The 12490-nt window shown below is 35.2% G+C and carries 13 protein-coding genes; 9 read left to right on the top strand and 4 right to left on the bottom strand.

The window, feature by feature from the left end; all coding sequences use genetic code 11:
* Positions 1 to 73 precede the first annotated feature (73 nt).
* Positions 74 to 817, bottom strand: coding sequence for a YdcF family protein (locus tag AT683_RS05970; RefSeq protein WP_005658239.1), 744 nt, complete (start codon positions 815 to 817; stop codon positions 74 to 76).
* 134 nt (positions 818 to 951) lie between these two features.
* On the opposite strand from AT683_RS05970, the gene lsgA reads away from it, so the two are divergent.
* The 6 genes from lsgA to lsgF are packed head-to-tail and all read left to right on the top strand — an operon-like array spanning position 952 to position 6617.
* The gene (gene lsgA, locus AT683_RS05975; RefSeq protein WP_005658235.1) at positions 952 to 2157 is read left to right on the top strand and encodes a lipooligosaccharide flippase LsgA; all 1206 of its coding nucleotides are present in this window, start codon (positions 952 to 954) and stop codon (positions 2155 to 2157) included.
* Positions 2154 to 3068: a lipooligosaccharide biosynthesis sialyltransferase LsgB gene (lsgB, locus tag AT683_RS05980; protein WP_005688025.1), complete on the top strand. Its 915-nt coding sequence runs from the start codon at positions 2154 to 2156 to the stop codon at positions 3066 to 3068. Before lsgA ends, lsgB begins: the two co-directional genes overlap by 4 nt.
* Position 3069: 1 nt before the next feature.
* The gene (gene lsgC / locus AT683_RS05985; RefSeq protein WP_005658225.1) at positions 3070 to 4131 is read left to right on the top strand and encodes a lipooligosaccharide biosynthesis family 4 glycosyltransferase LsgC; all 1062 of its coding nucleotides are present in this window, start codon (positions 3070 to 3072) and stop codon (positions 4129 to 4131) included.
* Positions 4132 to 4142: 11 nt separating this feature from the next.
* A complete protein-coding gene (gene lsgD / locus AT683_RS05990; RefSeq protein WP_005658223.1) occupies positions 4143 to 4916 on the top strand; it encodes a lipooligosaccharide biosynthesis galactosyltransferase LsgD in 774 nt (257 codons plus the stop codon).
* Positions 4917 to 4927: 11 nt separating this feature from the next.
* Complete coding sequence (lsgE, locus tag AT683_RS05995; protein ID WP_005658221.1) at positions 4928 to 5812, top strand: lipooligosaccharide biosynthesis N-acetyl-glucosamine transferase LsgE; 885 nt, start codon at positions 4928 to 4930, stop codon at positions 5810 to 5812.
* A 1-nt stretch (position 5813) separates the two neighbouring features.
* Positions 5814 to 6617, top strand: coding sequence for a lipooligosaccharide biosynthesis galactosyltransferase LsgF (lsgF, locus tag AT683_RS06000; RefSeq protein ID WP_005658219.1), 804 nt, complete (start codon positions 5814 to 5816; stop codon positions 6615 to 6617).
* 109 nt (positions 6618 to 6726) lie between these two features.
* Here lsgF and AT683_RS06005 read toward each other — a convergent pair whose 3' ends face one another.
* Complete coding sequence (locus tag AT683_RS06005; RefSeq protein ID WP_005658217.1) at positions 6727 to 7494, bottom strand: TOBE domain-containing protein; 768 nt, start codon at positions 7492 to 7494, stop codon at positions 6727 to 6729.
* A gap of 137 nt (positions 7495 to 7631) precedes the next feature.
* Here AT683_RS06005 and modA point away from each other — a divergent pair, with 137 nt between their 5' ends.
* From modA to modC, 3 genes are all read left to right on the top strand, one after another.
* Positions 7632 to 8396 (top strand): molybdate ABC transporter substrate-binding protein, encoded by a 765-nt coding sequence (gene modA, locus AT683_RS06010; RefSeq protein WP_005654371.1) that lies wholly within the window; start codon positions 7632 to 7634, stop codon positions 8394 to 8396.
* Positions 8397 to 8530: 134 nt separating this feature from the next.
* Complete coding sequence (modB, locus tag AT683_RS06015) at positions 8531 to 9259, top strand: molybdate ABC transporter permease subunit (protein WP_005658215.1); 729 nt, start codon at positions 8531 to 8533, stop codon at positions 9257 to 9259.
* Positions 9246 to 10301 (top strand): molybdenum ABC transporter ATP-binding protein ModC, encoded by a 1056-nt coding sequence (modC, locus tag AT683_RS06020; protein WP_005689729.1) that lies wholly within the window; start codon positions 9246 to 9248, stop codon positions 10299 to 10301. Before modB ends, modC begins: the two co-directional genes overlap by 14 nt.
* A gap of 23 nt (positions 10302 to 10324) precedes the next feature.
* Here modC and AT683_RS06025 read toward each other — a convergent pair whose 3' ends face one another.
* Both AT683_RS06025 and nth read right to left on the bottom strand, forming a co-directional pair.
* Positions 10325 to 11698: a sodium-dependent transporter gene (locus AT683_RS06025; RefSeq protein WP_050845885.1), complete on the bottom strand. Its 1374-nt coding sequence runs from the start codon at positions 11696 to 11698 to the stop codon at positions 10325 to 10327.
* A gap of 58 nt (positions 11699 to 11756) precedes the next feature.
* Complete coding sequence (gene nth, locus AT683_RS06030; RefSeq protein ID WP_011272750.1) at positions 11757 to 12392, bottom strand: endonuclease III; 636 nt, start codon at positions 12390 to 12392, stop codon at positions 11757 to 11759.
* Positions 12393 to 12490: the final 98 nt, after the last annotated feature.

Genomic DNA, 12490 nt, shown 5'->3' on the forward strand with positions numbered 1-12490 from the left:
TAAGGTGCAGATTTTTTTATGAGCAAATATAATTTTCTTTTCAAACAACAAGTCATCGAGTTTTATAAGCAAATTATTCTACATAATGGGCTTTCCAATAACCAATCCACTCTTTTAATAAAACCATATTGCTATTTAACGCACCTAAGTCAGGAATAAAAGATTTTGCAGATAGATTTCCTTTGCTGCCATAGCTTGCCGCTGCAGCAGGAAGAACATCAAATCCTTGTTTTTCAAAAAGATATTTGGCTCGTTTCATATGCCATTGATTTGTTACTAAAATAATTTTTTGAATATGATCTTTCACTAAAATATTTTTAGTGAAACTGGCATTTTCTTCCGTATTACGGGCTTTATTTTCGATCCATTGTGTTGGCACATTAAAGAATTGGTTAAGTTCTTTTGCCATTAAATCGCCTTCAGAAATGCCTATCAAAGAATAGCCCGTGGTTAAAATAGGCAAGCCCGTTTCCTTTTGTAAAAATGCCGCATAACGTAAACGTTCTAGTTGTGGTGCACCAGAAGCCGTTTCTGCATACAGCTCTTTGGTTTGGTAAGATCCACCGCCTAATATGACGATGGCTTGAGCTTGTTTATACTCATCTAGCGTAAGGGCTGGAGAATCATCATTATTTGTTAGCAATAAACCAGTAAAAGGCACACTCATGATATAAAGCCAAGTGAAACTTATAATCGCAAGAAATTTGGCTAATTTTTTGAAATGAACACAATAAATAATCGCTGCAATAATCAGTAATACAAAGGTATTAAGAGGTGGTGCGATAAGTGTGGTAAGAAGTTTTCCGAGTTCTAACATAGATAAGATCCTTGATGTAGAGCAGTTTCATTATAATGATTAGTCATAGCTTGTCTATGTTGATTTTGTTAAAATAAGCCCCCTTATTTTTTGATAAACGAACGCTCGAATTCATCAAAAGTGCGGTGATATTTATGAAAGTTTTTAAAGATAGTGCTATTTACCTTGTTGGGGAATTATCGTCAAAGTTAGTTCCTTTTTTACTTTTGCCTTATTTATCCCGTAAATTGGGCGTAGAAGGGTATGGCTCACTTTCTTATTATCAAACTTTTTTAAGTTTATTTTTAATTGTGGTTTCTTTAACTCAAGAAGGCGCAATTTCCCGTTATTTTTATTTTTACGGAAAACGTTCATTAAATTTAGTGGTGAATACCGGCTATGCTTATACCACGATAATCGGCAGTATTATTTTAATGGGTTGTTGGATTGCTCAGTCTGAAATATTATTTTACGCTGCACTTTCCTCAATTTTCCAATCTTTCTTAAATGTTCAGCTAAGTGTAAGACAATGCCAGAAAAAGGCTTGGTCTTATGCTTTTATTCAATTTTCACTTACTGTTACGGGAGCTGTATTTACCGTCGCATTGCTTGAGTATTATCAAAATGATCTTGTTGAAAAAAGAATTTTGGCAATTTTATTGAGCAATTTAGTCGTCTGGTTTTTTTCTTATTTTCTTTACAGAAAGAGTACGACATCTAAAAAATATCAATTTAAACATTATCAATCTGCATTATTTTATATTTTAGGATTTGGATTACCGCTTATTTTACATTATGCAAGTTTTTTCTTAAAAGGGCAGTTAGACCGTATTTTTATTTATCACAAATTCAGTGAAACAGATTTAGGGCTTTATGCTATGGGGGCTCAACTTGCTTTAATTGTTTCTATTGCTATTCAAGCACTTAATAAAGCGATTATCCCCTATTTTTATGAAGCCTTAAAACAAAAAAAATTAGTTATTCAACAGTTACATAAATGGGCGTTATTTTCCTTTTTGCTAATACCTATTCCTGCCTTAATAATGTGGATTATTCCTGAGGATGTGTTAGTTTGGATTTTAGGTAGTCAATTTGTGGGAACGAAATATTATTTTATTTTATTTTTAATTTCGACCACATTAAGTATTCCTTATTTGATTTTAGTTAATTATCTTTTCTATTATGGGAAAAATAAACTTATTTCCCAATGTTCCGTTTTATCTACAATCATTTATGTAGCGAGCCTTGTAGTTTTAACTTTTACAGAAATTAAATATATCCCTTATGCTGGAATTATTGGTTCGCTTTCCATTATTCCTATTCTTTATTTTATGACATCTAAAGTGAGTAAAACCCTATGAATCTCATTCTTTGTTGTACACCATTGCAAGTATTAATTGCGAGAAAAATAATTGAATTACATCCTAACGAGCAATTCTTTGGCGTAATGTTTGGTGGTGTATGGGATAAAAAAAGAACCTTGTATGCGAGTAAATTAGCGGAGGTTTGTAGTGATTCGATGAATATTGATACGGGAAAAGATCTAAAAGGTTTCGATTTTCTCAAGTTAATGCGCCAGCTTAAGAATAAAATTACGCACAAAGGTTTTGATAAGGTTTTTCTCGCCAATCTTAATTCATTATGGCTACAAACTTATCTTAGTCATGTTTCATTTAAAGAGCTTTATACCTTTGATGATGGTTCAGATAATATTTTCCCACATCCTAATTTATTGAGAGAGCCTGACACATTTAAATATAAACTGATTAAAGCCTTTATTGGCGATAAATATAGTGTAAATAAATTATTTAAAAAAATAAAAAAACATTATACGGTTTATCCTAATTACAAAAATATTGTTTCTAATATTGAACCAGTTTCTTTATGGGATAATAAAATAGATGGTGATATAGATGGCGAGGTCTCATTTTTTATTGGGCAACCATTGTTAAATACAAAAGAGGAAAACCTCTCATTAATAAAAAAATTAAAAGATCAGCTTCCTTTTGGCTATTATTTCCCTCATCCAGCAGAAGATTATCGAGTTGATGGGGTAAATTATGTTGAATCAGAACTCATTTTTGAAGATTACGTATTTAAACATTTATCAAATAAAAAAGTAATTATTTATACGTTCTTCAGTTCTGTTGCATTTAATTTGTTAAGTCATCCTAATGTAGAAATTCGTTTTATTAGAACGAGTATTCCAAGATGGCAATTCTGTTACGATTCATTTTCAGACCTTGGATTAACGATATATAAGGAAATTTAAAATGAAAAAAATTGGTTTCTTTATAATGAATATCGAAAGTGCGGGGGGAACGGAGCGCGTTTCTATTAATGTTGCTAATGCTCTTGCTAAACAGGGATATGATGTTTCTTTTATTAGCATTGGCGGTAACAAGCCTTTTTTCCAAGTTGATGAAAAAATTAATATTTACGCAATGAATAAATTGCCCTATTCATTGAAAAAAGATTATTTTTCTATCACTAAAAAATTAAGAGAATTAGTTAAAGAATTACAGCTGGATACCTTAATTGTGGTTGATGGTGCAATTATGCTTTTTTCTGCTTTGGCGTTGGTTAATTTAAATATAAAACATATTTTATGGGAGCATTATTCTTTTAATTTTACGGGCAATCGTCTCGTTCGCACGCTCGGTAAATATTTAGCTGTAACAACTTGCGATAAAATAGTTACATTGACAGAAGCAGAAAAAACGCTGTGGCAAGAAAAATTTAAAACGAACAATATAATCACTATTGCTAATCCAAATACGCTTTTGCCAAAGAACAAATTAGCAAAATGGGAAAATAAAACTATTTTATCTGTAGGGCATTTATTTTCTTATAAAGGTTTTGATTATTTATTAAAAGTTTGGCAAGTTTTGGCAAAAAAATATCCAGATTGGAATTTAAAAATAGTGGGTTCTGGCGAGGAAGAAGAGAATTTAAAAAATCTTGCTAAAGCATTGGATATTGAAGATTCAGTTAATTTTACTCCTCGTACTAATGATGTCTCTTTTTATTATGAAAGCAGTTCAATTTATTGTTTACCTTCACAAACAGAAGGCTTGCCTTTAGTCGTTATTGAAGCGATGGCATTTGGCTTACCTATTGTTGCCTTTAATTGTTCTCCTGGCGTAAAGCAATTAGTGGAACATAAAGAAAATGGTTTTCTTTGTGAAAAAAATAATATTGAAGAAATGGTTAAAGGTTTAGATTTATTAATCAATAATCCTGAACTTTATCAACAAATGTCAGACAAATCTCGTTTAATGAGTGAAGATTATGGCATTGAGAAAATTATTGAAGAATGGAAAGGGATTTTATAAGGAATAATTTTATGTTAAAAAAATATTTGATCTCTTTAGATAAAGATATTCAACGTCGGAAATTATTCTTTTCTCAAAAAAATACCGAGGATTTCCAAATTTTTTCTGCCATTAATACCATGCAAAAAGATTGGGATGAATTAGCCTCTATTTTTAATATTGAACAATTTAAAGCACATTATTTTCGTAATGTCACTAAGGGCGAGATCGGTTGTACTTTAAGCCACCTTTCTGTGTACCAAAAAATTATTGAAGACAACGATATTGCTGAAGATAGCTATGCACTAGTCTGTGAAGACGATGCTTTATTCCACTCAGATTTTCAGCAAAATTTAACCGCACTTTTATCAGAAAAACTTGAGGCTGAAATTATATTGCTTGGACAGTCAAAAATTAATAGTTTCAATGATACTGATTTAGAAATTAATTATCCCACAACTTTTTCTTTTCTATGCAAAAAAACAGGCAATGTAAATTACGCTTTCCCTTATAAAAGTTATTTTGCCGGCACAGTGGGCTATCTTATAAAAAAATCAGCGGCAAGAAGATTTATCCAGCAAATTTCTCAAAATAAACCATTTTGGTTAGCGGATGATTTTTTACTCTTTGAACAGGATTTTAATATAAGAAATAAAGTGGTTCGCCCTCTCATGGTCATTGAAAATCCTGTATTGATCAGTAATTTAGAAAGTGTTCGTGGATCTTTATCCAATAATTTACTTAAAAAATTAATGAAATATCCATTGAAAAAAATCTTTGCGATTAAGAAAAATTTGGCTAATTAAAGGAAGGAATTATGTTAAGCATTATTGTGCCTTCTTATAATCGAAAAGCAGAAGTGCCAGCTTTATTAGAAAGTTTAACTCAACAAACATCGAGTAATTTTGAAGTAATTATTGTGGATGATTACTCCAAAGAGAGGGTAGTCGTTGAGCAACGCTATTCTTTTCCAGTTACAGTGATTCGTAACGAAACCAATCAAGGTGCAGCAGAAAGTCGCAATATTGGTGCGCGTGCATCAAAGGGAGATTGGTTGCTTTTTCTCGATGATGATGATCGTTTTATGCCAGAAAAATCTGAAAAAATACTACAAGTGATTGAGCAAAACCCAGACATTAATTTTATTTATCATCCAGCTAAATGTGAAATGGTCAATGAAGGGTTTAGTTATGTGACTCAACCGATTGAACCCCAAGAAATTTCGACAGAACGTATTTTGTTAGCCAATAAGATTGGTGGCATGCCAATGGTTGCAATTAAAAAAGAGATGTTTTTAAAAATAGGTGGATTATCCACCGCACTTCGTTCTTTGGAAGACTATGATTTCTTGTTAAAACTGTTACAAGAGCCAAGTTTTACCCCTTATAAAATTAATGAACCACTAACTTATTGTACTTTCCATACTAAACGCTCAAGTGTGTCTACGGATACCACTAATACGCAAAAAGCCATTGATTATATTCGCGAGCATTATGTGAAAACGGTAGAGCAAGCTCGTAATTTTGATATTAACGCAAGCTATATTTTGGCTTATCCCCATATCATGAATTTATCGCGTAAAGCGGCAAAATATTATTTTGATATTTTTAAGAAAACAAAAAGCATTAAGCAATTTATTATTACTTTGGTTATTTTAATTTCGCCAAAATTAGCCATTAATTTAAAACGGTTGGGAAAATAAAATGAAATTTTCAGTCCTAATGTCCTTATATATTAAGGAAAATCCTCAATTCTTGCGGGAGTGTTTTGAAAGTCTTGTTGCACAAACTCGTCAAGCAGATGAAATTGTCTTGGTATTTGATGGAGCTGTAACGCCAGAATTAGAATCTGTTGTGACAGAATTTGAAACAAAATTGCCATTAAAATTAGTTAAATTGCCGCAAAATCGAGGATTAGGCAAAGCCTTAAACGAGGGTTTATTGCATTGTACTTATGACTGGGTTTTCCGTATGGATACCGATGATATTTGCGTGCCTGATCGTTTTGAAAAGCAAGTAGCGTTTATTGAACAGCACCCTGAAAGCATCATTTTTGGCGGACAAATTGCTGAATTTGGTAAAAATGTAAATGATATTGTGGCATATCGTAATGTGCCAACTTCTGCTCAAGAAATTATTAAATTCACGCAAAAACGTTGTCCGTTTAATCATATGACGGTGGCATATCAAAAAAGTGCGGTCATTAATTGTGGTGGATATGAAGATCTTCAAGAAGATTATTATTTGTGGATCAAACTTGTCGCACAAGGTTTATATATGGCGAATTTGCCAGATATTTTAGTTTATGCTCGAGTAGGAAATGGCATGGTAAGCCGCCGTCGTGGCGTCAATCAAGCTAAAGCAGAATGGCGTTTGTTCAAATTGAAATACCGTTTGGGAATTCAGGGTTTGTTATCTGGATTATTTACTTTTGCATTGCGTTTTGGTTCTCGTTTATTGCCAACCTCGTTATTGAAAAAACTTTATCAAACTTTTTTACGTAAATAGGAAATACGATGAAATTAAATATTTTATTTAAAATTTTGTTTGATTTGAGGTTATTTTCGTTCAGAAAACAATAAATATAAGTATTGAATTTACGTATTATATCTCTGAATTATCCCAGCGTCGCTAATATAATTTGCTCTTGATCAATGTGAATCCAAACCTGTTGCCCGATTTGCCATTGATTTGGCTGGTGGACTGTGGCACAAAATTCAATGTTGCTTTCAGCAAATTGAAGGATGGCTTCCTCTTCATTGAGTGATTTGATATTTACAGAGAACTGATTCGGTTGATTTACTAATGGTTGTTCACTGATTTTTACCCAAGGTGCCTTGAACATCAGCATCACTTCTTTTTCCGTAATCAGTTTCAAACGAGCCGAGCTTTTTGTGGTAATAGAAACTTGCAACGGCGTTGGTAATCCTTGCACATTCACATCCACAACACAACGAGAGTCAATGATTCGTTGTTGTGCCACTCGCCCAAAAAATTGATTGCGTGCGCTACTTTGTAAAGAAAAACGTGCGGTTGCCGTGAGTAAACTATCTAACGGCACGGATTCATCTTGTAGGATATGAAAAGCGTGTTCTTGCGTACGTTCTAATAAATCATAAAGCTGGAGCAAACGCTCGGCATAAGTGGTAAGCACCGTGCCTCCGCCATTTTTTCCACCTGTATTTCGTTCCAGCAATGGGCGAGGGCTGATTTTATTCATGGCTTCTAAATGATCCCACGCACTTTTATAGCTCACTTTTGCATTTTTCGCTGCTTGATTAATCGAACCGCATTGTTGAATTTCTTTGAGTAAACGAACTCGTTTTGGATCGATAAAAAGTGCTTGTTGAAGTTTAATCGTGAGTAAAATTTCGGTGTTTTTCATTTTGCTGTCCCTAAGTAATCCTAAGTGGTAAGCCTAAGCGTTATATATTTTACTAAATAATTTTTCTTTTGCTATATGATTGTTATTTATTTCAATATATAATCAAGTAAATAACGTTTAATCATAGGAGATTATTCATGAAAAAATTAACTAAAATTTCAACCGCACTTTTAATCGCGGGATTAGGCTTTTCTTTTGCGGCATCCGCTAAAGTGACTGTATTTGCAGCCGCTTCAATGACAGATGCTTTACAACAAGTTGCAAAAGATTACGCAAAACAAAATCCGAAAAATGAAGTAGTGTTTTCTTTCGCTTCTTCTTCAACTTTAGCAAAACAAGTTGAAGAAGGCGCGCCAGCGGATATTTTTGTATCTGCAAGCAATAAATGGATGAAATATCTTTCTGAAAAAGATTTAACCGTAAAAGAAACAGAAAAAGTTTTAGTGGGCAATGATTTAGTCTTAATCGCACCAGCAAAAAGTGCGGTAAATTCTGTGGATATTGCAAAAGGTGAATGGATCAATGCATTAAAAGATAGCTATTTATCTGTTGGCGATCCTGCACACGTACCTGCTGGTCAATACGCAGCAGAAGCATTAACCAAATTAAATTTATGGGATAAAGTGCAAGATCGTTTAGCGCGTGCTAAAGATGTGCGTGGCGCATTAGCTTTAGTTGAACGTGCAGAAGCACCTTACGGTATTGTGTACAGCACTGATGCAAAAGTTAGCCAACAAGTTAAAACGGTTGCAGTGTTCCCTGCAGATAGCCATAAACCAGTTGTTTATCCCGTTTCTATTGTAAAAGGTCATGATAATGCGGATTCTCGCGATTTCTTGAAATATTTAGAATCAGATGCTGCGAAGAAAGTGCTTGTAGGGTATGGTTTCTCTGCAAAATAAGATAGAATCTTAATAGTCATGAAGGGCGGATATTTCTGCCCTTTTGTTATTATAGAGCATCTTACCTCTCATCAATGTGGGATATTCCCATAAACAAGGGATTTAAAGAGAGGCTATTTAGATAAGGATTCATTTTGCTTACCCAATTTTTTTCATTTTTCAATCTGACGCCAATGGAAATCTCAGCAATTAATTTAAGCCTGAGTGTTGCAGTCAGTTCTATGCTTTGGAGTTTGCCGTTAGCCATTTTTGTGGCGTGGCTCTTAGCGCGCAAAAACTTCTATGGCAAATCTCTGATTACTGGCGTAATTCATTTGCCTTTAGTGTTGCCACCAGTGGTTATCGGTTATCTATTACTTGTAGCAATGGGGCGCAATGGTTTCATTGGCAAGTATTTATATCAGTGGTTTGGCTTATCTTTTGGTTTTAGTTGGAAAGGTGCGGTGCTTTCCTCTGCCGTGGTGGCCTTTCCATTGGTTGTTCGCGCGATTCGACTTTCTTTAGAAAATATTGATATTAAATTGGAGCAAGCGGCGCAAACACTCGGTGCTTCCGCTTGGCGTGTATTTTTTACAATAACCTTGCCGCTTTCTTTACCTGGGGTTTTAGCTGGACTCGTGCTTGGTTTTGCACGATCATTAGGGGAATTTGGCGCGACCATTACCTTTGTATCGAACATTGCAGGCGAAACTCAAACGATTCCCCTTGCGATGTATTCTTTTATTCAAACACCCGCAGCAGAAGAACAAACTGCTCGCTTATGTTTATTTGCTATCATTCTTTCATTGATTTCTTTGTTACTGTCTGAATGGTTGAGCAAGCGAATGCAGAAAAAATTAGGACAAGGAAATGTTGCAAATTAATGTGAAAAAACAGCTCGGGAAACTTGCCTTGCAAGCGAATATACAAGTGCCAGATCAAGGCGTAACCGCCATTTTCGGTTTGTCTGGCTCAGGCAAAACATCGCTGATTAATCTAGTCAGTGGATTGATACAACCAGATGAAGGATTCATCCGTTTAAATGACCGCACTTTAGTGGATATGGAAAGCCAAGAATCATTGCCGACCCACTTGCGTAAAATTGGCTATGTATTCCAAGATGCGCGTTTATTTCCTCACTACACTGTGAAAGGTAATTTGCGCTATGGCATGAAACATGTCTCGCAAGATGATTTTAACTATATTGTCGATCTTCTCGGTATTACTCATTTATTAAAGCGTTATCCGCTTACGCTTTCTGGCGGAGAGAAACAACGTGTGGCAATAGGGCGTGCGCTGCTGACTGATCCTGATATTTTACTGATGGACGAACCACTTTCTGCCCTTGATGTTCCCCGCAAACGCGAGCTAATGCAATATTTGGAACGTCTTTCTAAAGAAATTAATATCCCGATTTTATATGTTACACATAGCTTGGACGAACTGTTGCGTTTAGCTGATCGGGTCGTATTGATGGAAAACGGCATTGTGCAAGCCTATGACAGCGTAGAAAAAATTTGGAATAGCCCTATTTTTGCCCCTTGGAAAGGGGAAAACGAACAGAGCAGTGTACTTGCCTTGCCTGTTCATTTGCATAATCCACCTTATAAAATGACCGCACTTTCGCTAGGCGAACAAGCACTTTGGATTCATCAAGTACCCGCGAATGTAGGCGAGCGAGTGCTAGTTTGTATTTATAGTTCAGATGTTTCTATCATACTGCAAAAGCCAGAACAAACAAGCATTCGTAATATTTTACGTGGCAAGATTACACAAATTGAGATACAAGATTCTCGAGTGGATCTTGCCGTATTAGTGGAAGGGAATAAGATTTGGGCAAGTATCAGTAAATGGGCGCAAAATGAACTACGTTTTGCTGTTGGGCAAGATGTCTATGTTCAAATTAAAGCGGTGTCGGTGATGTAGTCGCCTTACCGCATTTTTAATTTTTAGAACAGGTTGCTGATAAAGATAACTAAGATGATCAAGGGTACAACAAATTTCACGTAGTTAAACCAAATTTTGATGAAAGTTGAATATTTTGTTGAAGAAAGTTCTTTTTTGGCTTCATCTTTTAACACGAAACCAACGAAAATAGCACAGCCAAGAGCGGTCAGCATAAAGAGAATATTTCCACTGGCGTAATCGTAGAAATCAAAAATGCTTTTGCCGAAAATGGTTACGTTTTTCCATAGATTATCGCCTAAAATTGCAGGGATATTGCCTAATAGAAAAATGCCACTAAGGGTTAAGACAATGGCTTTGCCACGGCGCATTCTGAGCTTTTCTTGTAATGCTGTAATGATTACTTCATAAATTGTGATGGAAGTAGTCAGCGCAGCAATTAATAATAAGCCGAAGAAGATAATCGCAAAGAATTTACCTGCCCATAAGTGAGAAAATACGATAGGTAAACTTTGGAATACTAAAGTTGGCCCTGCGTTTGGTTCAATCCCAAAAGTGAAAAGTGAGGGGAAAATCATAAAGCCAGCAAGTACAGCAATAATTGTATTGGTGAAACCTGTAATAACTGCAGTATGGATTAAGTTTTCTTCTTTATTTAAGTAACTGGAAAGGGTAATTAATACACCAAAACCAAGGCTTAATGCGAAGAAGACTTGCCCTAAAACGAAGATAAATAATTGTGGGGTAATTTTGCTGAAATCAGGTTTTAAATAGAATGTAATGCCTTCCATTGTGCCCGGTAATGTTACGTTGCGAATTACCATTCCAATTAAGAAGATAAATAGTAATGGCATTAAATATTTTACTGAACGTTCAATTCCACCAATGATACCTTTTGCCAAGATAATGTAATTCACGATAACAAATAAGAGGGTGTAGAATATAATTTCATAAGGGCTATTGCCGATATGAAGATCGTAGAAATTTTTGGCAATGTCTTTTGTGATGGGGGTTGAAATGTCTAATGTACCGCTGATTAGGCTAATGATATAAGAAATAACCCAACCACCAAGCACCATATAATACGCCATAATGCCAAATGCGCCGAGTAAGCCCATATAACCTAATATTTTCCAATATTTAGAAATGCCTTTTCCTTTGTCGAGAATTTTATCGCCGAACGCATCAATGGAATTTACACGTAAACGGCGACCTATCACGTTTTCAACTAAAATCATTGGGATACCGATTACAATCATTGCGATACAGAAAAGTAGAACGTAAGCACCGCCACCATTTTCACCCACAAGATAAGGGAAACGCCAAGTTGCACCGAAACCGACCGTTGCGCCTGCGACCGTCATTACATAAGTGAGGCGGCTCGACCAAGTTTGTCGCTGTTTATTGTTTGTTGTCATTTTTTATCCTATTTTTAATAAAAAGTGCGGTAAATAATTAGGCTGTTTTACCGCAAAATTAAAATTCAACTTTTTCTTTATATTCACAAAGATCTTCGATAATGCAAGATCCGCAACGTGGTTTACGCGCGATACAAGTGTATCGACCGTGTAAAATTAACCAATGATGAACATCCACTTTAAATTCATCAGGCACGACTTTAAGCAGCTTTTCTTCCACTTTTACCACATCTTTACCCGCTGCAAAATTAGTGCGATTGCATACACGGAAAATATGGGTATCTACCGCAATAGTTGGATGACCAAATGCCGTATTTAGCACAACATTGGCTGTTTTTCTACCCACACCAGCTAATGCTTCTAAGGCTTCGCGATTTTCGGGCACTTCACCGTTGTGCTTTTCAATTAAATCACGGCAAGTTTTGATAATATTTTCTGCTTTGCTATTAAAAAGACCGATAGTTTTAATATAGCTTTTTAAACCATCTAATCCTAAATCTAAAATCGCTTGAGGCGTGTTTGCCACGGGGAATAGTTTTTCTGTTGCTTTATTCACGCCTTTATCGGTTGCTTGTGCCGATAGAATGACCGCAATTAATAATTCAAAGGGCGAATTATACTGTAATTCTGTGGTCGGGTGGGGGGTTTGCTCTCGTAATCTTGTGAGTATTTCGATTCTTTTTGTTTTGTTCATATTTTTGTAGAAATTAGCCTATTTAATTTATTGGAATTATCTGTTTAGAAGACTGTAAGCCCCCTTCCGTCGCTTCGTGACACCTTCCCCCGCAAGCA

Origin of the sequence: Haemophilus influenzae (genome assembly GCF_001457655.1) — a bacterium.
GTDB lineage: Bacteria > Pseudomonadota > Gammaproteobacteria > Enterobacterales > Pasteurellaceae > Haemophilus > Haemophilus influenzae.